The sequence below is a fragment of the Bradyrhizobium septentrionale genome (assembly GCF_011516645.4).
Taxonomy (GTDB): domain Bacteria; phylum Pseudomonadota; class Alphaproteobacteria; order Rhizobiales; family Xanthobacteraceae; genus Bradyrhizobium; species Bradyrhizobium septentrionale.
Genome location: NZ_CP088285.1, coordinates 6,235,023 through 6,255,797, shown reverse-complemented (window position 1 = coordinate 6,255,797; position 20,775 = coordinate 6,235,023). Strand labels below are relative to the sequence as shown.

The window sequence follows — 20,775 nt, the reverse complement described above, 5'->3', positions numbered from 1 at the left end:
GGCTCAGCGGTCCTGCGGCAGCGGCGGCGCCTCGTCGCGCCGGCAGAGCGCCCCGCAATGATAGGTCGCAAGCCGGGTCGCCAGCTCCGGGCTGGCCGACAACAGCGTCTTCCGCACGATGCTCTTGGCGAGCCCCTTCGCGGGTGACGAATGGAATGCGTGCACCGGCAGGCTGTGGTCATAGGTGCCGAAGCCCATGACCTTGAGTCCCGCAGTCTCCAGCACCAGGCGAAACGTGCCGGGCGTGTAGAAATTGATGTGGCCGATGTCGAGCGTGGATTGCAGCGCCCGGCGGCTGGTGCGCGCGTGCAGTTCGCAGGGTACCTCGACATAGATCAAACCCCGCGCGACGCGGGCAAGCTCGTGCAGGAATGCGCGCGGCTCAGGCACATGCTCCAGGACATGGCTGGCATAGACGAGATCGAACGATCCGTCCGCGAACGGGATCGTCACACCGTCATAGCTCAACCAGTGGAACGGGACCGCCGCCGCGCCGTCGGTCTCCAGATTGGTCGCGGGATCGATGACGTCGATCCCGGTGCAATCGCGGCCGATGCCGATCGCAGACAGCCGGGCCAGCACGGCGCCGGTGCCGCAGCCGACCTCGAGCACGTTGCCGATTCCAGTGGCGGAGCGGCCCAGCAAGTCCGCGATATGATCGGCCTTGTCGACCGCACAGACGCGCCGCCAGTCGCGCTCGCGTGCCGAATAGACACCCTCATAATGCGCATTGTGCTGTCCGACGCTGAATTCCATCGTCATGGTCTCGCCACAGCTCCTGATGGCATTCGGGCAAGCTCGTCACGTCCGAAATTTGGTTCGCGCTCCAGGCTGCGCCGTTCCGCCGGGGAGCGGCGATCGAGATCGTATCCGATGTCGGCCATTGTGCGGGTCAGGATGTCGACGTTCCGTTTGGGGACAGTTGCGAGGCCGGCCAGCAACTTCTCCCGATGCGCCCATCCAGGTCCCTTCAATAGGTCGATGGCCTCGGTATACAGCTCCGTCTTCACAAGACGCGCGAACTCGGCAACGACCGCACCCGAGAGGTCGGGCGGCAGGGCATCGAACATCGCGAGCGCCATGGCGCTGCGCTTGACCACGATCCAGCCCTCATTGGGGCCGAGCCGGTACGACATGCGCAGCAGGTCGAAATTCGCGTCGGTCAGGCCCTGCCTGATATTGCGGAGCCAGAACAGCACGAGCCAGAGGTAAGGGTCAGCCGGCGCACAGCCGAGCGACTTGTGAATGGCCGCGTCGAGCTCGCCCATCCGAGCGTCCACCCGATCGCCCGATGCGAGCGCGTTCTCGGCAAGCCGCAGCCGGATCACCGCCGTGCTGCGATCGATGGCCGGCATACAATCCGATCGTGCTGCGGCACGCGCGAGGGCCGGACCCAGCGCATCGAGCTCGGCATCGCTGATCGGTACGTTGCGCAGGATCACGTCCCTGGCGCCATCCAGCCGGGTCTGGTCGACAAAGTCAGGCAAGGTGGTCGCGCCCCAGGCGACGGACGAGCACGCGGCCGCGGCCAGCAAGCCGCGCGCGAGCCAGACGCCTGCACGCCTGATCGCCTCACCACGCGGCTCACTCGGTGTAGCCATATCGTCCATAGTGCGAGTTGTAATAGTAGTTCTTGCCGCCATAACCGCTGTAGCGGCTCATCGCGGCGATATCGGCCTTGTTCAGCACGACGCCGAGCAGGTTCTCGTTGACGGCACGGGCGCTGCGCAGCGCCCGTTCGACCACCTGCACTTGGGTCTTGCCCCACTCCACGATGAAGACGAAGGAATCGACGAAGTGCGCGGTGATGCGGACGTCGACCACCGGCGTCAACGGCGGGAAATCAACGATCACGTAGTCATATTGGCTGCGGGCCGCGTCGATGAAGTCCTTCATCTGGTCGGAGGCCAAAACCTCGTGCGAATGCGCGATGCGCGATCGTGTGGCGCCCGGCAGGAAGGCAAGCCCGGTCTCGGGATCGCGCCATATCGTGTCCTGCAATGTTGCATTGTTCGACAGCACGTCGAGGATGCCGCGCTCGGCATTGGCCGCGACCTTGCGGCTGAGCGAGGGATTGCGCAGATCGCAATCGATCAACAGCACGCGCGCACCGCTCTGCGCCACCAGTTGCGCGAACACGAAGGCCAGCGTCGATTTGCCCTCGTTGGGCAGCGCCGAGGTCAGGCCAAGGATCTTTGACGGCTTGGTGACGTTGAGGTCGGCATTGACCTTGATCGAGCGGATCGCTTCCGAGAACCGCGAGAATGGCGAATCGATCGCCGCCCACAGCACCGGTTCGTCGCCGCACCGGATCGTCCGCGGACCGGCCGGCAGATTGGGGCGGACGGCAACCGCGGCCTTGATCTGGCCTGCCGGCACGCGGGGAACGATGGCGACGCAATCCGTGTCGAGGATCGTCTCGACCATCTCGGCGGTGCGGAACACCCGGTCGTAGAGGTCGCGCAACACGCCGAGCCCGAGCCCGGCAATCAGGCCGCCGAGCATCGAGAGCGCCAGCACGACGAAGGTCTGCGGGTGGCTCTTGCCGAGCGGACGCGAGGCACGGGTGATCACCCGCGCCTCGCTGACCGGGAACGACTGCTGCTGCACATTTTCCATGTAGCGCTGCAGGAAATTGTCGTACAGCGAGCGATAGGTCTGCGCGGAGCTCTCGAGCTCGCGCAGCGTCACCTGCGCCTGGTTGGTGGACTGCGACTGCGACACCGAATCGTTCACGGCGCGCTCGATCTCGCTCTGGCGCTGCAGGGCGATCGCATAGTCGCTCTTGTAGCTTTCGGCGAGCCGCTTCAGCTCATCCATGATCGACGACTGGATCTCGCGCATCTGGTTGCGCAGATTGACGGCGGCCAGATGATTGTAGCCATAGCGCGACGACCAGTCGGCCTCGCGGTTGGCAAGCTCGAGATATTGCGAGCGCAGCTTGGTGATGACCTGGTTGTTCAGGGTATCGGCGACCGTCGCATCGGGGACGCCGCTCTTCACCACCGCCTCGATGCGGTCGAGCTTGGCCTTGGCGTCGGTGACCTGCGACTTCACGTGAAGCAGCTGCGTGTTGAGTTCGCCGAGCTGCTGCTCGTTCATCAACTTGCCGCTGGAGGTGACGATGTTGTTGGTCTTCTTGTAGTCGAGCACCGCACGCTCGGCACTGGATGCCTGCGAGCGCAGCTCCTGGATGCGGTCCTGCAGCCAGACGCTGGCGCGGCGCGTCGCCTGGAACTTGGAATCGAGCTGGTCGACGATGTAGGCGTCGGCGACGGCGTTGGCGATCTGCGCGGCGCGCTCGGGATCGAGCGAGCGGAAGGAGACCTCGATCACATAGGTCATGCCGCGGCGGCGGACCTCGAGCTGCTTCTGGAAGGTGCGGACCGCGCGCCGGGTCCGGTCGAACTCGTTGGGCGGCCCGCTGCCCGTGAACAGGCCGGTCACGAAATCCAGCACCGCTCCCGCCGCGCCGACCTTGGAGCCGACGAATTCCGGATCGTCGGTGAGCTTGAGGTCCCGGATCACCGCGAGCGCCACGTTCTCCGACTTCAGGATTTCGACCTGGCTCTCGACCGCGGAGGAATCCACCGGGACGTCACTGACCGGCGATTGCTGCTGGAAGACCTGGAATTTGCGCGTGTCGATGATCATCGTGGCAAGCGCGGTATAGCTCGGCGCCGCAGTCGCCAAATAGCAGATGCCGCCGAACAAGCAGAGCGCGGCGGTCCCGAGGATGACCCAGTACTGCCGGAGCAGATAGGTGACGAACGCGTCGAATGTTTCCGCCAGCGACGGCAGTTCGGCCGAGCGATTTCTCAGATCGACGGACGGCGAAATCTGGTTACGCTGAAGCATCTCGTCCTATCGCCGCGCCGGCAGGCCGGAGCCTGCCCTCGCGCCCTCCAATGAAACCGGGAAGCGTCCCGCCGCCGACACCGAAGCGCATTGCTGCAGAGAGTTCGCCATTGACGATCGGAAGCCGGCTCAGGGAGTAACTGTCGTAAGAAGTGTGGTCGTCCCGTTGCCCGATCCGGTGACCGATGAGGTGAAGCTGAAAATGCCGGTGTTGACGCTGTTGCCGTTGATGGCCTCGAGCGCGCCGCCCCCTCCTGCGCCGCCGGCGCCGAGGGCGCCGGTCTGGCCGCCGGATGCACCGGCGCTGCCCGCGCCGCCGCCACCCGTCGCAGCAGTGCCGCTATCACCCGACGCCGCGGCAAACGCCATCACGGTATCGAGGTCCTTGGTGTCGGCAATCGCCTGCTGGATGCGCGTCGCGTAGGGCTGGTTGCTGCGCACCACGATGCGAGCGGCCTGGGCGAGACCGGCGGCGATCGCGGTCTTCTGGTCCTTGCTCGCCTTGGCCAGCAGCCCGATGATCACATCCAGCGTCGTCGGATCGTTGGTGACGAAATCGCGCGCCCGCGAGGTCAATTCCACCCCCGCGTTCGGATACTGGGTCAGCAGTTGCTCAGGAGAGCCCTTGAAATTCGTGATCGCCTGAGAGAGCTGGCTCTGCCCGCCGGCGGCTTGCGCCAATGCTTCACCGCCGGGCGCCGCGAGCGCCAACATCATCAACACCGCCACGCGCGAGGCGGAAAAGCCGCTGGATCGCTCGAATGTGAACACTGCTATCTCCCTAACGAATACTAACAGTTTGTTAGCATAATCGGAGTTATCGCGCCAATTAAATAGCCTCGCCGGCCGCGGCCCCGGCATGCCCAGCGAAATCAACGTTAACCGGCGGCCCCGCCATAACATTGGCACCGCCGCGGCCGTTGCCCGGCCCGGAGCGGAAGGATTGTGACAGTCCCGCCCCGAGCAAGGCCGCGATGACAACCGCGTAGCCGGTGATCTGGAGCGAGAAATCGATCATCGAATGGATGGCACCGGCGGCCGACGCGCACAGCGCCGCAAGCGGCACGATCACGTCGCGGCGGCGGCTCCGTACGCCATGCGCGAGCACACTGAACGCTGCGAGCAGCGCGACGATGACGGCGCCGGCCATTAACATTCCGCCGTCGGACGCCAGTTCGAGCCAGCTGTTGTGCGCCCGGTTCCAGGTCCCGCGCAGCGAGATGTCATCGGTCCGATAGGCCGGATAGACCCATTCGAAGCTCCCGAAACCATCGCCGAGCCAGGGATGGTCAAAGATCATCCGCAGCGTCGCGCGATAGGTCGAGAACCGGCCCTCGTCCGACAGCCCCATCGTGCTGAAGCGCGCGCCGACGCCGCCGCCGAGAAGCTGCAGCAGGGCGAGCGCGACCAGGCTGCCGACGCAAAGCGCCATGATCAAGCCGTAGCGCGGCGGCATCCGCTTGCGGAAGAAGATCGCGACCGCGACGACCGCGGCGAGCAGCGAGATCCCGACGCCGCCGCGCGATCCGGTCAGAAACATGGCCAGCAGGCAGACCAGCCAGCCCAGCGCATGGCCGGCGAGCCGGCGCCGTGCCGGCCCATCAAGGCGCGCCAGCAGGCGCGACGGGCTGAAACGCCGCGGCGGCCAGTTGCGCTCGATCAGCTCGCAGCCAAACAGCAGCCAGATCAGCGCGCAGCAGCCGTAGTAAATGCCCGCGGTGTTGCGGTTGACGAAGGGCGACGTCAGCCACGTCAGATGCGCCTCCTTCTCATGGAGCAGGAAAATCCGCGTGGGATCGATCGCGAACGTGACGATACCGGCGATCGCATAGACGAGGCCGGCCGCGGCCACTGTCCGCAACAGCCTGCGCGCTATGGCGCGGTCGGCACCGAGCACGACACCGATCGCAAAAGAGAGCAGGCAGACGATTCCAAGGCCGGCGGAATAAAATGGCTGATGGCGTGCGATCGACGCGATCGGCGGCAGTTCGGCGGGCAACAATTTGCCGGCGTCCGCCCAGAGCGCGTTCGGCGCTGCACCGAGCCAGGGGTGGACCGCCGACTGCTCGTGCAACACCAGCAGGGCGAGCGCCGTCAGCAGCGCCGTCACCGCGAGGATTGCGAGCTGGCTGTCGCGCAGGCGCATCGGCAATGCCCCGAGCAGCGCAATGGCGAGCAGGATCGACCAGATCGCGGGCGCTGTGACACCGACCGAGCCGAGCGGCAGCGGGGCCAGCGCGACGACGGCGCAGAACAGCCACGACGACCATCGCACCGGCCACGGCAATGCCGTCGCCTCGCGCGAGCCGGAAGCTAATCGTGAATTTGTCATGAAGCCGGGCGGGCCGGCTCACGCCCCGAAATCAGGGCGCAAGCTTGATCGAATTGCGAAGTAAGGTTGCGTTGTAGGCGGCCACGATCGGATCGTTCACCGTTGCGGTCACGAGGCGGATCTGCTGCATGACCTTGGCATCTTCGACCGACGCCGCATTCGACGCATACAGTACGTCCTTGTTGCGCAGCTGGAAACGCGTGGCCAGGAAATAGCCCGCCGGATCGCGGAAATTGATGTTGTAGACGACCGGGATGATCGGCCCTGAATATTTGCTGACGTCGACGCCGAGCTTGGCGGCGACTTCCGGCAGCTCGCCGCGATAGACGAAAACCGAGGCCGGATCGGCCGATGAATCGTTCAGGCCGCCGGCCTTGGCGACCGCTTCGGCGAGCGAGATGCGCCAGGCCTCGAAGTTGAATTGGCCCTGCGCGCCCGAGGCGCCGAAGGCGACGAAGGTCTGCGGCTCGCGGTAGACATATATGGTGTCGCCGGGATGCGCGTAGATGTTGCTCTTGGGCTCGTAGACCAGCTGGCCGAACGGCACCGTGGTGCGCTTGCCGTCGCGCTCGAGCATCACCCAGGTATCGAAGCCCTGCCCTTTCGGGCCGCCGGCGCGCGTGATCGAGTCGAGCACGCGCTCGCCTGCGGCATTGGCGGGGAAGCGGTTCGGCGTATTGACCTCGCCGAGCACAGAGATCAGCGAGGTGCGCTGCTCGATCAGGGCGACCACGGCCTGCGGCTCGATCGCGCGATTCTTCAGCGCATCGACGATCGAGCGCTGCACTTCGGTCGGGGTGCGGTTCTTGGCGCGGATCGCGCCGGCATAGGAGCCCGTCCAGATATGTTTTCGTGACGGGCATTTGTTGTAGAGTAGCAGGCTCAGGCTGCGTTTGCGAGGTTGAACAGCTTGAGGAGGTTATGGACGGTGCAGATCATTGTCCACTCGGCGCGCACTTTCTCGATGCCCCGCAACAGGAACTGGCGGAAGCCTCTTGCCTGTTTGATCTGCCCGAACACCGGCTCCACCACTTGCTTTCGCAATCGGTAGGGTGTTTCGAAGCCGCCATCGTCGATCTTCTTTCGCATGGCCTGTGTCAGCGGGCCGCCGACTTTTCCGTTCGCTACTGTCGGGTGTTTGGCGCGTCCGGGCGCGACATAGCCATCGATGCTGCGTGTGTCGAGCGCTTCGAGATTGGCTTCGCTGCAGTAGCCGGAATCCGCTGAGGCCTGCCGCGGCTTGCGGCCAAGATTGCTCTCGATGGCCTCGATCAGGGGCACCAACTGGCCCTGATCGCTGCCGTGCTGGGTCAGTTCTTGCGCGACAATGATCTGGGCATGTGCATCGACGGCCGCCTGGGCATTATAGGCCTGAACGAAGCCATCCTTCGACTTCATGATGCGGCTTTCCGGATCGGTGAAGTTGCGTTGCGCCTTGGGATTGGGTTCCTCCGATGGCAGCGCCGCCGGTTTGCCCGGCTTCTTGCGGCCTTCGGCCTGGCGCTGCTGTTCCTTTTCGGCCTCGATGCGGCGCTCTTCCTCCGCCGCCAGTTTGGCGTCCGCTTCCAGCGCCGCCATCGCTTGCTGGATCTTCGCCAGCCGTTTCTGCTTGTCGACGGTCCAGTCCGGCAGTTCGTCGCTGTTGCCGAAAGTCTCATCCTCCGAGGCATCCGCCGCCTCGGCGGCCGCCAGCATGCGAGCGACCTCGGCCTTCAATTCCGCCTCGCGCTTCTTCATGCGCTCATAACTCATCGCCTTGTGTTTCGACGCGTTCGCCTTGATCTTCGTACCATCCAGCGCGACATGACCGAGCTTGACCAGCCCGGCCGTCTCGCACAACTTCAGAACCTGCACGAATAGCGCGCCGAGCGCCTTCAAATGTCGCTTGCGAAAGTCGCTGATCGTCCGAAAATCCGGCGCATCCAGCGCCACGATCATCACAAAATCGTTCCGCTCCCGGCAGGCCTTGGCAATCCGACGCGACGAATACAGCCCACTCGCATAGCTATGCAGCAGCAGCGCCACCATCATCCGCGGATCAAACGGCGGCTGCCCAAGCCCGCTCACATAGCTGCCCATGATCTCCCTGAGATCGAGGCTCTCCCGCACCAGATCAACCATAAACCGCGAGACATGGCCTTTCGGCACGAAGTCCTGCACATTCGGCGGCAGAAGCAGCGTCTGATCGATGTTCCAAGGCCGAAAATACTTGCTCATCGCCCAATGTTGAATCAGACCCGACCAGATTTGAACAGCGACTATCCAGACAAGCTCATAGGGCACCGAGATGTTGCCGTCGGTATCGACGTTCTGGTTCGGCAGCGTGATGTAATTGCCGGGGCGCACGCCGGCCTCGACCGGAATGAACAGACCGCCGGCGGCGGCCTCGAAGATCGTGACGCTGACGACGTCGCCGATGCCGAAGTGGATGTCCTTGGGCGGCGGGCCCTGAATGCCTCCGGCGAGCTGCGGCGCGAACGACGCCAGCACGTTCTCGACCTGCGGCGTGATCTTGACCATCGCATAGGGCAGGCTTTCCGGATCCTTCTGCCCGGCCACGACATCAGAACTCGTCGGACCATTGGTCGGCATGTAATGGCAACCGCTGACCGATCCGGCGGCCGCAAGCAATAACATTGCTCGAATGAAATTCGCACGCGACATCTAAATACTCCGACCGTGCCGTAACATGCCGACTATCGAAATCACAAGGTTCGGTGATATATTGCGATGCAATTGATAGAGAATGTTAGCAAGGTGAGGCAATTCGGCGACACCGGCAACATCATCGCGGGACAAAGCTCCGCATGACGCCACTCCGGCTTTGCTTTCGTGTGATGTCCCCGTTATCTCTGAATGAGATGGTTTGAGTTAACTGATTGAGGGTGTGATGACCCGCCTGAAGCCCCTGGCAATCGCGCTGGCAACCTCTGTGGTCCTGCTTGGCGGATCGGGCGCAAATGCCGCGGAATTGAGCATTACCAAAGCCCCGCGCGCCGTCGAGCGCGTCGGCGGCCACTGCCAGCGGCTGCAATATTGCCAAGGCGACGTCTGCCAGTGGAAACGGGTTTGCTGGCACGGCTGTCCCGACCGCTACTCCTGCGCCCCGCTCTACGGCGCCTACGGACCCTATGGCGGCCGCGACTATTGGGCCGCCTACAGTTACGGCGACCTGCGCCCGTTCTGAATGTTAATCGACTAACATAACAGACCGTCATTCGAGCGCCGGCCGGCATCACGCCGGCGGTTTGCGGCGATCGGATTAACCCCGGCTTAGGACCCGGCCCGATATGATGCGGGCACAGGGTTTGGTTATGTTATTTGTCTTTCTTGGCAATTTGATCGGCGGCGGCGTTCTCGGGCTGCGCCAGCACTGCCTGGTGCTGGTGCCGGTGACGCTCGCGGAACTGGCGCTGCTGGCCGCCATCGGAGGCACGTGGTCGGAGACCATGCTGCTCATGGTCATCGCCATCGTATCGCTGCAAGGCGGATATCTTGCGAGCACGTTCGCCCCACTGCTCTGGTCCCGCCCGCGTATCCCTGTCCTCGCCCTACGCCGCCCGCATTAGAGCGTTTTCGAGCGAAGTGGACCCCGGTTCGCGTGAAGAAAACGCGTCAAAACAAAAAGCTAGAGCTTCGGTTCTGATTCAATCAGAACCGAAGCTCCAACGCGGCATAACGCTGCCTCAGTTGGCGCGCCCGATTTCCGTTGACCTCGCGACGAGCCCGGGGCATCCCGCTGCCTTGCGTTGTCATCTTCCGCAGGAACATCCTCTCCAGGACTTATCCCTCTCGTGTGGAACGTCACAGCTTTCATCTGCATCTTGATCGGGGCGTCGATTCCGGCGGGTCTGCTCGACGCCTCGCTCGCCACCGGTCTCGTCGGCACAGTGACGTCGCTTGGCCTGCTGGCAAGCCTGACCGCGATCCGTCCGGGTGAACTGTCCTTCCTGAAACAAATTGCCGGCCCCGCGGTTGCGGCGGCGCTGGTGCCGGCGGTCTGGATCACCCTGCAGATGCTGCCGCTATCGTTCTGGGCGCATCCGGTGTGGAAGTTCGCCGGCGAAACACTGGGTGTGCCGTTCAGCGGCAGCATCACGGTCGACACCGGCGCAAGCCTTGGCGCGCTGCTGCTCTGGCTGTCGCTGCTCTCGGTGATGCTCGCCGCCGCCGCGATCGCGATCGACGCCCGCCGCGCCGATATGATGAGCCGCAGCATTGGGGCAACGGCCGTGGTCGCCGCACTGATCCTCGTGCTGCACAGCGATCCGCTCAAGGCCTGGCTTGGCGCAGCCGGAGCTGCGCGCGATGAGACAGCAAACGGATTTCTGATGCTCGTTCTCGTCGGCGTTCCACTCGGCCTCGCGCGCGCGCTCGACATCGGCGGCCACGCTGATGGCCGCAGCGCGGCCCGGCTCGCGCAGCTGCGCGCGCTGTTCGCCGCGAGCGCGCTGTTCTGCGCCGCGAGCGCCTGCTGGTACGGGCATCGCGGCGCCGCGATCGCACTCGCTGCGGGCATCGCGCTCGTCCTGATGACCTTCGCCGCGCGAAAGCTTCATCTGCATCGCTGGAGCAGCGCCGGCGCGGCCACGGCGGTCGCGCTGATCGCGCTGGCGACGGCGATCGCCAACCGTCATCCCGACGTGGCCTTTGCCATCGCCTTCACTGACGCCCCGGCCGACCTCGTGCAGTCGACCCACACTCTGCTCGCCGACCTGCCCGCGCTCGGCAGCGGCGGCGGCACCACCGCAACGCTGGCGTCGACCTATATGGACTGGCAAGGCGCAGCCACGCGCCCCGTGGTGGCGACCAGCGCGGCCGCCTTGATCGCCCAGTTCGGTTCCGCCATGTTCTGGACTTTACTCGCGGTTACGGTCGCTTGCATCGCTGCCTTCACGGCCGGTGCGCGCAATCGCGGCCGCGACTGGTCCTATCCCGCATCCGCTGCAGCCGTCCTGCTGACGCTGCTGCTCGCCGCCTTCACCTTGCCGGAATTGCCGGCGCTGCCCGGAGTGATCGTGTTGGGAGCCGTGATCGGAACAGGACTGGCACAGCGGATCAGCCGTTCACGGTTGCAGGCGGGTTAGACCAAATATGCGCAGTCTCCTCCGGCGCCTTGTCGGCCAGCCCGGCGACCTCGAACATGAGGGCGACGAGACCTGCATCTACGCCGTCGGCGACATCCACGGACACGCCGAGCTGCTGCACGAGATCTGCGCACGCATCGATGCCGATATCCGCAAGTTCCGGCCAGCACGACCAATCCAGGTGTTCCTCGGCGACTACATCGATCGCGGACCGGATTCGCGCGATGTGATCGCGATGCTCGATCAACGCCGCCGAACCCACAGCGTGGTCTGCCTGCTCGGCAACCACGAGGCCTGCCTGCTGGAGTTTCTCGTCAATCCCGACATGCTCGCGCAATGGCGGCAGTTCGGTGGTCTGCAAACGCTGATGTCCTACGGCTTGTCGCCCTCGCCCAATCCCGACGCCGCCGAACGCAGGGCGCTGGCGCAACAATTGATCCGTCAGATGCCGCCGGCGCATCTCGCCTTCCTGCGCGCGCTGCCGATCACCTTTTCCTACGGCCGTTACTTCTTCGTGCATGCCGGCGTCCGGCCCGGCATCGCGCTCAAGCAACAGCGCAAGGAGGACCTGCTGTGGATCCGCGACGACTTCCTGGTGTCGGAAGATGATTTCGGCAAGGTCGTCGTCCACGGCCATACGCCGGTGCGTGAGGCCGAACTGCTGCGCAACCGCATCAATGTCGACACCGGCGCCTACGCCACCGGCCGCCTGACCTGCGTCAAGCTGGAGGGAACGCGGCGAACCCTGCTGATGACCGGCAACCGGGCAGCGCGCCATGGCCAATACGATGACTAACACAATGGCTGACGCGGTCGGCCGGCACGCGCGGCGCCTGTCGCCGGCTTTCCTGCCGGCCGCAGTGGCAATCGGTGCTGCGACGCTGGCGCTGTCGGCCTGGTGGCTCGCCGCCGATGCGTTGCGCGGCAAGCCTGGGCTCGCTGCCGAGATCGGTGTGGTCAGAAGCGAGCTGTGGCTCGCCGACGGCTGGAGCGAATTGCCGGCATCGCCGGAGGCGGCCGAAGCCGCCTTCACGCGCGCGCTTCGGCTCTCGCCGATGGACGCCGGCGCCTGGTTCGGCCTCGCCTCGGCGACCGGCCGGTTCGACTGGCTGAAACCGACCGCGTCGCGGGCGCTGAAGATGTCCTACTATACCGGCTTCAACCGCAGCGATCTGATCGGCCCGCGCCTGATCCTGCTGGCGCAGGTCGACACGACGCGCGATGTCGAGCTGGTCGATCTGTTGCGGCGGCAGATCCGCCTGATCCTCACCCGCGCGCCGGAGCTCAAGGGCGCGATCGGCCAGGCCTATCGCGTGGCTGATGACGCCAACCGGCGCATCATCCAGCAGGAATTCAGGGACGCCAATCAAAGCATTCCGCAGTAGCGCGCAAGCGCGAGCAGCCGGCCAGCCGTCGGACGCCCAACCTTCAAACACCCAACCTTCAAACGCCCGTGTGCCGCAGCACCGCACCGATCGTGCGCAACAGGATGCGCAGGTCCAGCATGAAGCTCCAGCTCTTGATGTAGACGAGGTCGTGGGCGACGCGCAGCTGCATATCCTCGATCGCGGGCGTCGCGCCGCGCAGGCCCTGCACCTGCGCAAGACCGGTGATGCCCGGCTTGACGTGCTGGCGTTGCGCATAGCTCGCGATCAGCTTGGAATATTTGTCGTCATGCGCCAGCGCGTGCGGCCGCGGCCCGACCAGCGACATGTCGCCGCGCAGCACGTTCACCAGCTGCGGCAGCTCGTCGATGCTGCGGCGGCGCAGCGTCGCGCCGATCCCGGTCAGCCGCGGATCGTTCGGACGGGCCTGCGTGATGACATCGCCATCCTCGAGCACATGCATGGAGCGGAATTTGAGGATGTGGAATTGCTTGCCGTCAAACCCGTTGCGGCGCTGCCGGAACAGCACCGGCCCTCGTGAGTCGAGCTTGATCGCAATCGCCGTCCCGATCAGCAGCGGCGCGAACAGCAGCAGCAGGCCGCTGGACGCCACGATGTCGAACAGCCGCTTGCCGGCGCGCTCGAACGAAGTGAGCGGCGAGCGCTGCATTTCCAGCGTCGGGATCGGGCCAGACGCCACCATCCGCAGCGCCAGGAACCGTTCAGCCGTCCGGTCGGGCAAGAGCCGCACCGGCAGCGGCGACGCCCGCAGCAGGTCGCACACGAACTGGATGCGCGGCTCCTGCTGCCATGGCATCGCCAGGACGATCTCGTCGGCGCCGCACTCCCGCGCGGCGCGAATGGCTGACGCGACCGCCGCCCGGTCGCCGTCGTCGTCCGACATACCGGAAAGCTGCGCCCGTCGCACCTCGCTGAGACCGAAATCGCGCAGCAGGCTCGATTGCCGCACCCGGGACAATTCCTCCGCCATCCCGACCACGACGGCGCGGCGCGTCGCCAGCATGCCGCGGTCGATCGCGCGTTGCAGCGGCGCCTGGAGCAGCATCCGTCCGGTCACCAGCCCGAGGCCGCCGATCAGCCCGAACGACATCACCGAGCCGCGCGAGACGCCGGAACCCACCTTCAAGAGGAAGATGATCAGGGTCATCAGCAGGACGACCAGCAGCCACCCGCCAAGCAGGCTGCTCCAGCGCCGGTCGAGGCCGGCCAGCACCTGCGCATTGTAGAGGCCCTGCGACTTGGCGACGAACATGTGAAGGATCGCGGCGAGGACGCCGATCCCTAGAAAACCCTCGAAGCTGTTGCTATAAACCGTGTGGTAGTAAAACAGATGATAGGCCGCGCCGCCGATGATGCTGGACAGCACGACGATGATCATCTCGAAGGTGACTGCGAACGCCTCGAGAGAGGCAAAAGCGAATGAAAAGGCGCCGAAGCTAACCGGTGCCTTCGCTAATCGAGCGTCCGAAAGGTCGGTCATCGGGAATTAACATTCGTGTTAACAATTCATATCTCTCTTATCAGGCAGGTGATAAGCTCGCAAGACCTGCCGCACATATCGGGCAGAGAACGACCATGAGCTCGTCAGCTGGCGAAACCGAGGCCGCACTGGTGGCCCTCCTTCACTTGATCCGCCTGATGGGCGCCGAGTTGGTCGCGGGCCAGCATCGCGACGATGTCGAGGTGCTGGTCAAGGCAATCGAAACAAGGCTGCGAGCGGCCCGATTCCCGGCGGAAATGCCGAATCAGGACATTGTCGGAGGTCTGGACCTGGCGCAGGCCAGACTACGTCCGATCTTCGAGGAGCTGCGCGCACGATCTGAAAAAGCGCATCTGAGCGACCAGCTGCTGCTGGCGCCCAGGCCCTCACGTATCCATTAACGGATCAGCTTACGTTAGCTCTGGACTTCACCACGGCGGGACAAACCGCTGCCGCCGCTGGACCTGAGCGCAAGCTTCTCCTCAATCTTCATTTTCTCGAGCAGTAGGTCGGTTACAATCCGACGCAGCCGTTCATTTTCCAGCCGCAATTCGTCAATACGGTTGCGGACAGGGGGGATTCCATCTCGATCATCGGTGCGAGCGGCGAGCTCGGTAACAGTACCGTTCGCATGGTGGCCGCGTGCGGCCTCCTGCTTGCGCCAGCGATGAAATGTCATCACGCTAACGCCCAGCACCTTGCACGCTTGGGCTTGTGACTGCCCCCGCGCCATGAGTTCCTCGGCCTGTTTGACCTTGGAAGTGATCTCGTCAGTAGAATGACGCCTCATTGGTCATCTCGTTGCCCCCTAGATTAGCAATAATCGCATGGCCTATAAGCTATGTAAATGCAACAGGAAATTCAAATTGAGGATATCCCGGGGGACCTTCGGGAGCCTCGAACTTGCCGTCGGCAGCGACGCATTGTGCGAAGAAACGTCGAAGCTGCAAGGGATTTACCCGGAATAAGTACGCAATATTCCCTCGCAAAAGGCATCAGGGAGAAAAAGTTATACGACTTTCTACGTATGAGAATTTGATCTCGATAACTGGCGCACCGTTTGCATTCCCAAGTGAGAAGCAAATGAGAAATACCCAATCGGTCCCTCGACAGATTGTGAGTGCACCATGCCCCTCTGTGATATCCGCGCGGCCAGTCAAGCAAGACTTTCACAAAATCCTAACAAATTAATCTCTCGGCCTTCGCGTCCGGCGGCTTGCGGGCGCGCACGCGCAGCGGTACGTACGAATGCATTGGGTGTCATGAGGGTTTCAACATATTTGAGGATTGTTTTCACGGAACCTAACGTTGATCGCTCGACCCACAAATTAACGATTAAGCGCTTTCCCACCCTTGGCGATCAGGCGGAACCACGACCGCCTGAGAGCCTGCGAACTATTCTGTGCTGACGCCTGTCGGAGCCCGTCTCTGATCAACATTCTTGCGAGGATCGACACTATGGCGCGTCTCAAGGTCTTCGAGGGGAACCAATCCGCTTCCAGCGATGCGACCGACGCCCTGGAACGGCTCGTCGCGGAGAATTTCGAACTCCGACATACCGCCGTCGAGCTGGTCCTGCAGACTTGGATCCTGCGCGAGCGTTTGTCCGATGTCGGGGCGCACAAGTCCGTGCCGCAAGAGCACTGACCGCTCCAGCTGCCCTCCCTCTTACGCGGACTTGCCGGGAAAAGCCGTCAGGGGGCCCGGCCGCATTGCGGAGAGGGCCAAATACTCTTCAACTATAGATTGAATCACCCGCAACCATATGCGAGCCGGCGGCCTTTGCTAGCGCCGGCGCAGACTAGACGCAACTGCTGGGGGAGGAATTCGCGGACGAATGTCAGCGATGAACCCGGCGCAACGCGACGCGCGGGCGGGTCTGTTCACAGGATGCACCGAACGAACGAGACGCAACCGGGCCTTCGTGCAGCTCACGCAACTCAGCGATATCCAGCATCAGCGCAACGACCTCGTCGCGCAGCGATCGATTGGTCGCGAGCAACGCCTCTTCGATCGGCTGATGCAAATGTTGAATCTTGTGCTGCTTCATGGCGCGCCCTCGCTCTGCGGTTACGGGTATGAGCGATGTGATTGAAGTTTGAATGACAAAGCTGATCACGCACATGGAAGGAAATTAATGGGGCAGGTTTGCGACCAACATGGCTCTGACAGAAATTTTCCCACTCAGGTTCCACAACCGGATCGCGAAACATTTAATCGATGACCGTATTGTGTCGTCGCGATGGGAAGTCAGCGGCAGCGATGAGACGCGCGGCGAAACGGCGCAGGTCGCGCCAAGCGTTGAACGCAACCAAGCGCATGAAATCATTCGGCGATCGTTGATTGCAGCGATGGTTGTTGAAACCGGAGGCGCGCGTTCGGGCAACCACAATGTCGCCGCGTCAAAGGCTCGCGCCTTGAAGAGGAGTTCCGACGCCGGACCAGATATTCCACCAAAGGCAGCGTGCACACACTAAATCTGCTGCTGCCGATTGATCGGACTCGCTCTGCGCATAACAGGTTGAACTGAGCAGCATGGATGTGGGCTGCGAGCGCCGCCATCTGCACGGATCGCAGAATGTTTCGATCCATTACGGATAGTGAGACATCGTCTGATTTGATCCGTTCTGATCGGCTCTGACGATGCGGCGGAAGCTTTCAACGCGCGACGTCCGGCCACGGACAATATTCGCCTCGAACCGGAGCCGAACGCGACAATGCTATTCCAATTCGAGATAGATGGCATCGATGCGTTTTCGGCCTGGACGGATCGAGCGAGCGCCTTCGCGCTTCGTCCCCGCATTGGCGCATGGCACGATCATCGCGACGAGCGGCAATCGTGCGCCAACCGCCATAAGCATCGCTAATTCGCAACCGCGTCGCGATCGCGCGCTATTTCGATTTGGCAGCGGCGGCGTCGTCCATCTTCCCGCCATTGGCGACGCACTTGTTGAAGTAGTCGCGCTGGACCTTCGCATTGCCGTTCGCGCTGCTGGATGCCGGATTGCCCGGCTGCCGGGGCGGAAATGCCTTCGCCACCAGCGCATCGCAGGCGCGTGCCACCTTGACGTCGATCGCGCGCGCCGGAACGATTGCGCTGGAGGCGATGGTCACGGCCGAAGCGACGGCAAAACCGATGATAACTCTCATTGTGAAACTCCGTTCCACGCCGAACCGGCTTTTTCTCGCGCTCGGATTCGCAAGCAGCGCACTACGTCCGATCGACGTTGTGATAGGCCCGATACCAATCGACAAATCTGGCGATGCCGTCCTCGATCCGCGTCTGCGGCCGAAAGCCGATTTCGCGCTCAAGATCGGAGACATCGGCTGCCGTCTCCAGAACATCCCCAGGTTGCATCGGCAGCAACTGCTTTTCCGCCTGCCGGCCGAAGCCCTGCTCCAGCAGCCCCACCACATGCATCAGTTCTTCCGGCCTGGAGTTGCCGATATTGTAGACCCGCCAGGGCGCCCTGCTCGAGCCCGGATCGGGATGCGCGCCCGACCAGTTGGCGTCGCCCTCGGGCGCGCGGCCGATCAGCCGCAGCATCGCCTCGACCACGTCATCGACATAGGTGAAGTCGCGCCGCATCTGGCCGTTGTTAAACAACTGGATCGGCTTCCCCTTGGTGATCGCGTCCGCGAAGGCATAGAGCGCCATGTCCGGCCGATACCACGTCCCATAGACGGTGAAGAAGCGTAGCCCGGTCGTCGGGATGCGATAGAGGTGGCTGTAGGAATGGGCGAGCAGTTCGTTGGCCTTCTTGGTCGCGGCGTACAGGCTGACCGGATGATCGACATTGTCGTGGATCGAAAACGGCAGCTTGGTATTGGCGCCGTAGACCGACGATGAGGAGGCAAACAGCAGGTGCCGGCACGCGGTATGCCGGCAGCCCTCCAGCACATTGATGAACCCTTCCAGATTGGAATCCGCGTAGGCATGGGGGTTTTGCAGCGAGTAGCGCACGCCGGCCTGGGCGGCGAGATGCACCACGACCTCGAAGCGATAGCGCTCGAACAGCGCCTTCATCCCGGCGCGGTCGGCGAGGTCGAGTTGCTGGAAGGTGAAGCCACGGTGCTGCTTGAGCAGGTCGAGCCGCGCGCGCTTCAGCGCCGGGTCATAATAATCGTTCAGATTGTCGATGCCGATGACCGGCTGCCCCGCCCGCAGCAGGTGCTCTGCCAGATGGAAGCCGATAAAGCCGGCGCAGCCCGTGACGAGTAGATTGCCTGCGATCACCACGTCCTGCCTGTGCCTTTCGCCTTGCGCCGGAGCCGGCCGGATACGGCGTCAAACGAGGCCGCAGCGACTGGCTTGGCGTTCCGGCCGCAAGGCGCCTCGGTTGGCGCGTCAGTTGCTGGCGGCCGGAGCCTTGTAGTCCGGAAAGCGGCTCAGGACTGCGGCCTTCACGAACTTGAAGTGCGCAATCTCGGTCGCCAGTTCCTTCAGCCGGCGCTGGCCGTTCAAGATCTCGGCGTCAAACAGGTCTTGATGATGGTTGTCAAGCGCCTCGCGTTCCAGATATTCGTCGGTGCCGTTGCCAAGTGTCACCGCGGCGCGGGCCAGCACATCATCGACACGGCGGCCAAGGCCGGATTGCTCGCTTTCGGCGGCCTGTAGCGCGGCCTCGATGGCAGCCATGATCGATCCGATCCGGGCACGATCGGTCTCGGCATCCCGCTCGGCCGAGCGTGCCTTGAAGCCTTCCTCGCCACGCCGCGACCTGACCAGGTCGTGCGCGCGAGCCCGCAGAAACAGCTGAAACATCTGTCAGTATCCGGTTCGGGCCCATTCAGGCGGCATAGATCAAAATCGCCCGGTCTTAGTTAAAAAAGGGTGAATTGCCCTGCTGCCCCGCCCTCAGGTCGGCCTTCCACTTGATCCAGGCCTTGTCGTGCTTGTCGTAGAGCTCAAGCCATCGTCCCTCGACGGCCGATGCACCCTGCTCTCCCCGGTCCGGCAGCTGCGGCAGGGAAGTGTCCAACCCCTCGAATTCCGACGTCTCTTCGAGCGTAAGACCGACCAGCACGCGCCGGCCACTGACATCGACGACATACCGCCTCGGCGAATGACCCCTGAGATCACTCATGCTGTGCAAGTTCCCTCACGATGCGCAGGGCCAACGGCGACAAGAGGCCGGCACGCGAACCGAGCCCGGCTGCCGCAACGAAGACAGGATGACCGATTGCATGTCGCCCGCCAACCCCAACTCACCACAACGTCGCGCTACCTCGATCGAACTAGCCCGTTTTTAAGCACGATCCCTTCGGAAAACCGCTCCGCACCTTTCCGGATCATGCTTTAGAACGCGCGACGCATGTGGCCGAACGCGGTGACCGGCTGCTTCGGTCTCGACGATCTAGCGGCTGACGGCGCCACATACGGCGCATAGATCCGGTACCGCGCGCGGCGCTTGTGCGATCGCCACGAACGCGCGGCGAAACCGGCGAAAAAGCCTGCGACGAACACCGCCGCGAGAATAACAACAGAAGAAAGCATCACAGTCATCCACGTTCGCCCCGATGTTATTAACATTCCGAGTTGTGACGACATCATGATTGGGCGCGCCGAAAGATTGTTCAGCGGCCGAAATTTTTGTGCAACGGAACGGCGCGACAATAATCAGGCGCCGACGCCAGGTGTTCTCGCGCGACAAGTGTTGGCGAGAGACAAGTGTTGTCGAGAGAGAAGCGTTCTCGGCAGCGACGTCTCAGGAAAACCACCAGAGCATGAATTTCAGGAACATCGAGCTGAGAAGATAGATCCACCCCGCCATCGCCAGGACCGTCAATCCGACGAACGCGCCCGAAACGCTTTTCTCCTTGAAGCGCGCCAGCAGCGAGGTTTTTTCTTCTTGTTGATAGAACATCTCAAGCTCGAGGCAGATCCGATTCAAATCAGCTAGCAGTCAATTTCGATGATCTCGTGACGCGGCGCGAGGCAGCTATTCGCGCCCTGCGCATCACTGATCGTCATTGAATTTTGTGAGACCGCGAGCCGCGAGCCGTCGCTCAAGAAAAAAAATGTGCTTGGCTCAAGAAAATTCTACTCGACATGATCCGCGGTTGGACTGCAGCGGCCGTGATCGACCGCACGCCTCTGCGCAGCGATCTTTCCCGCTCAGACGACTTGCAGAGGACCAGGTGCGCGTGTTGCGGGTAGAACGTTCCGCCGCACGTCAGTTAACAATGAGCCTCACCTGCGCAGTTAACGATAAGGGCTTCAGACGCGGAAGAAGACGAACCAGACGATGCCGAGGATCAGGACCGCGAGCCCTGTCGAGGCCGTGAGCAGCGCGAGAACCGAAGGTCCGGGCTCAGCCTGGCGCGCCTCGGTCGGGGTTTCGACGATCTGACCGTGTCGTTCCGTTGCCATGGCGACCTCTTTGCTTAAGTGCCTGTAATTCCGGCGGTTGCTGCTCCCCTTCGAAAAGCCAACGCCTGATCGGGAGCGATGTTCCGGGCCGTTTGACGGCGTTAGCCCGGCACTCGCGCCGCGCACCGCGTCAAACCGGCGCAGGTCGAAGCCACGGTTAACGCCGTTGCGAGATTCACCGGACCGTGTTGTTTCAAACTGGGGTTCCCGGTGTTATCCTTGACCGTTCCGTCGGTTGC

Annotated in this window: 26 protein-coding genes; 9 read left to right on the top strand and 17 right to left on the bottom strand. The window is 63.2% G+C overall.

What is annotated here, in order from left to right; genetic code table 11:
- Positions 1 to 3: 3 nt before the first annotated feature.
- From HAP48_RS31525 to HAP48_RS31505, 5 genes are all read right to left on the bottom strand, one after another.
- On the bottom strand, positions 4 to 762 hold the full coding sequence (locus HAP48_RS31525) for a class I SAM-dependent methyltransferase (protein ID WP_166203797.1): 759 nt from the start codon (positions 760 to 762) through the stop codon (positions 4 to 6).
- Positions 759 to 1,535, bottom strand: a complete 777-nt coding sequence (locus tag HAP48_RS31520) for a hypothetical protein (protein ID WP_224496692.1) — start codon at positions 1,533 to 1,535, stop codon at positions 759 to 761. The genes HAP48_RS31525 and HAP48_RS31520 overlap by 4 nt, the downstream gene beginning before the upstream one ends.
- A 49-nt stretch (positions 1,536 to 1,584) precedes the next feature.
- A complete protein-coding gene (locus HAP48_RS31515) occupies positions 1,585 to 3,858 on the bottom strand; it encodes a polysaccharide biosynthesis tyrosine autokinase (RefSeq protein WP_166203795.1) in 2,274 nt (757 codons plus the stop codon).
- 129 nt (positions 3,859 to 3,987) lie between these two features.
- Positions 3,988 to 4,629, bottom strand: a complete 642-nt coding sequence (locus HAP48_RS31510; protein WP_224496691.1) for a hypothetical protein — start codon at positions 4,627 to 4,629, stop codon at positions 3,988 to 3,990.
- 58 nt (positions 4,630 to 4,687) lie between these two features.
- Positions 4,688 to 5,968 carry an O-antigen ligase family protein gene (locus HAP48_RS31505; protein ID WP_224496690.1) on the bottom strand — a complete coding sequence of 427 codons (1,281 nt, stop codon included), beginning with the start codon at positions 5,966 to 5,968 and terminating at the stop codon, positions 4,688 to 4,690.
- Positions 5,969 to 6,026: 58 nt separating this feature from the next.
- Here HAP48_RS31505 and HAP48_RS31500 point away from each other — a divergent pair, with 58 nt between their 5' ends.
- Positions 6,027 to 6,254 carry a hypothetical protein gene (locus HAP48_RS31500; RefSeq protein WP_166202810.1) on the top strand — a complete coding sequence of 76 codons (228 nt, stop codon included), beginning with the start codon at positions 6,027 to 6,029 and terminating at the stop codon, positions 6,252 to 6,254.
- Here the strand turns inward: HAP48_RS31500 and HAP48_RS31495 are convergent.
- Both HAP48_RS31495 and HAP48_RS31490 read right to left on the bottom strand, forming a co-directional pair.
- Entirely contained in the window at positions 6,222 to 6,977 is a 756-nt protein-coding gene (locus HAP48_RS31495; protein WP_338028958.1) for an SLBB domain-containing protein, read from the bottom strand. The two genes, HAP48_RS31500 and HAP48_RS31495, sit on opposite strands and share 33 nt — an antisense overlap.
- A 95-nt stretch (positions 6,978 to 7,072) precedes the next feature.
- Positions 7,073 to 8,407 (bottom strand): IS1182 family transposase, encoded by a 1,335-nt coding sequence (locus tag HAP48_RS31490; RefSeq protein WP_166202952.1) that lies wholly within the window; start codon positions 8,405 to 8,407, stop codon positions 7,073 to 7,075.
- Positions 8,408 to 9,080: 673 nt separating this feature from the next.
- Between HAP48_RS31490 and HAP48_RS31485 the strand changes: the two genes are divergently transcribed.
- The 5 genes from HAP48_RS31485 to HAP48_RS31465 all read left to right on the top strand — a co-directional run bounded on the left by HAP48_RS31485 (position 9,081) and on the right by HAP48_RS31465 (position 12,662).
- On the top strand, positions 9,081 to 9,377 hold the full coding sequence (locus tag HAP48_RS31485) for a hypothetical protein (protein ID WP_166203794.1): 297 nt from the start codon (positions 9,081 to 9,083) through the stop codon (positions 9,375 to 9,377).
- Positions 9,378 to 9,480: 103 nt separating this feature from the next.
- Entirely contained in the window at positions 9,481 to 9,759 is a 279-nt protein-coding gene (locus tag HAP48_RS31480; protein WP_166203793.1) for a hypothetical protein, read from the top strand.
- Positions 9,760 to 9,984: 225 nt separating this feature from the next.
- On the top strand, positions 9,985 to 11,277 hold the full coding sequence (locus HAP48_RS31475; protein ID WP_166203792.1) for a hypothetical protein: 1,293 nt from the start codon (positions 9,985 to 9,987) through the stop codon (positions 11,275 to 11,277).
- 7 nt (positions 11,278 to 11,284) lie between these two features.
- Positions 11,285 to 12,073 (top strand): metallophosphoesterase family protein, encoded by a 789-nt coding sequence (locus tag HAP48_RS31470; protein ID WP_175612242.1) that lies wholly within the window; start codon positions 11,285 to 11,287, stop codon positions 12,071 to 12,073.
- Between the two features lie 4 nt (positions 12,074 to 12,077).
- On the top strand, positions 12,078 to 12,662 hold the full coding sequence (locus HAP48_RS31465; RefSeq protein WP_166203791.1) for a hypothetical protein: 585 nt from the start codon (positions 12,078 to 12,080) through the stop codon (positions 12,660 to 12,662).
- A gap of 58 nt (positions 12,663 to 12,720) precedes the next feature.
- Here HAP48_RS31465 and HAP48_RS31460 read toward each other — a convergent pair whose 3' ends face one another.
- Positions 12,721 to 14,163, bottom strand: a complete 1,443-nt coding sequence (locus HAP48_RS31460) for an undecaprenyl-phosphate glucose phosphotransferase (protein ID WP_224496689.1) — start codon at positions 14,161 to 14,163, stop codon at positions 12,721 to 12,723.
- 95 nt (positions 14,164 to 14,258) lie between these two features.
- Here HAP48_RS31460 and HAP48_RS31455 point away from each other — a divergent pair, with 95 nt between their 5' ends.
- Complete coding sequence (locus HAP48_RS31455; RefSeq protein ID WP_166203790.1) at positions 14,259 to 14,564, top strand: hypothetical protein; 306 nt, start codon at positions 14,259 to 14,261, stop codon at positions 14,562 to 14,564.
- Positions 14,565 to 14,578: 14 nt separating this feature from the next.
- Here the strand turns inward: HAP48_RS31455 and HAP48_RS31450 are convergent, their stop codons facing one another.
- Positions 14,579 to 14,953 (bottom strand): helix-turn-helix domain-containing protein, encoded by a 375-nt coding sequence (locus HAP48_RS31450; RefSeq protein ID WP_166203789.1) that lies wholly within the window; start codon positions 14,951 to 14,953, stop codon positions 14,579 to 14,581.
- A 668-nt stretch (positions 14,954 to 15,621) separates the two neighbouring features.
- On the opposite strand from HAP48_RS31450, the gene HAP48_RS31445 reads away from it, so the two are divergent.
- On the top strand, positions 15,622 to 15,810 hold the full coding sequence (locus HAP48_RS31445; RefSeq protein WP_029084082.1) for a hypothetical protein: 189 nt from the start codon (positions 15,622 to 15,624) through the stop codon (positions 15,808 to 15,810).
- Between the two features lie 193 nt (positions 15,811 to 16,003).
- Here HAP48_RS31445 and HAP48_RS31440 read toward each other — a convergent pair whose 3' ends face one another.
- Positions 16,004 to 16,213: a hypothetical protein gene (locus HAP48_RS31440; protein ID WP_166203788.1), complete on the bottom strand. Its 210-nt coding sequence runs from the start codon at positions 16,211 to 16,213 to the stop codon at positions 16,004 to 16,006.
- 109 nt (positions 16,214 to 16,322) lie between these two features.
- On the opposite strand from HAP48_RS31440, the gene HAP48_RS31435 reads away from it, so the two are divergent.
- Entirely contained in the window at positions 16,323 to 16,640 is a 318-nt protein-coding gene (locus HAP48_RS31435; protein WP_166203787.1) for a hypothetical protein, read from the top strand.
- 415 nt (positions 16,641 to 17,055) lie between these two features.
- On the opposite strand, the gene HAP48_RS31430 is transcribed toward HAP48_RS31435, so the two are convergent.
- The 7 genes from HAP48_RS31430 to HAP48_RS31400 form a co-directional block, all read right to left on the bottom strand.
- Entirely contained in the window at positions 17,056 to 17,313 is a 258-nt protein-coding gene (locus tag HAP48_RS31430) for a hypothetical protein (protein WP_210292699.1), read from the bottom strand.
- Between the two features lie 61 nt (positions 17,314 to 17,374).
- Positions 17,375 to 18,403 carry an NAD-dependent epimerase gene (locus HAP48_RS31425; RefSeq protein ID WP_420869825.1) on the bottom strand — a complete coding sequence of 343 codons (1,029 nt, stop codon included), beginning with the start codon at positions 18,401 to 18,403 and terminating at the stop codon, positions 17,375 to 17,377.
- A gap of 108 nt (positions 18,404 to 18,511) precedes the next feature.
- Entirely contained in the window at positions 18,512 to 18,928 is a 417-nt protein-coding gene (locus tag HAP48_RS31420) for a hypothetical protein (RefSeq protein ID WP_166203786.1), read from the bottom strand.
- A 55-nt stretch (positions 18,929 to 18,983) separates the two neighbouring features.
- Entirely contained in the window at positions 18,984 to 19,250 is a 267-nt protein-coding gene (locus HAP48_RS31415; protein WP_166203785.1) for a hypothetical protein, read from the bottom strand.
- A 212-nt stretch (positions 19,251 to 19,462) separates the two neighbouring features.
- Positions 19,463 to 19,669 (bottom strand): hypothetical protein, encoded by a 207-nt coding sequence (locus HAP48_RS31410; RefSeq protein ID WP_166203784.1) that lies wholly within the window; start codon positions 19,667 to 19,669, stop codon positions 19,463 to 19,465.
- A gap of 202 nt (positions 19,670 to 19,871) precedes the next feature.
- Positions 19,872 to 20,030: a hypothetical protein gene (locus HAP48_RS31405; protein WP_165128757.1), complete on the bottom strand. Its 159-nt coding sequence runs from the start codon at positions 20,028 to 20,030 to the stop codon at positions 19,872 to 19,874.
- 353 nt (positions 20,031 to 20,383) lie between these two features.
- Positions 20,384 to 20,536 carry a hypothetical protein gene (locus HAP48_RS31400; protein ID WP_166203783.1) on the bottom strand — a complete coding sequence of 51 codons (153 nt, stop codon included), beginning with the start codon at positions 20,534 to 20,536 and terminating at the stop codon, positions 20,384 to 20,386.
- Positions 20,537 to 20,775 lie beyond the last annotated feature (239 nt).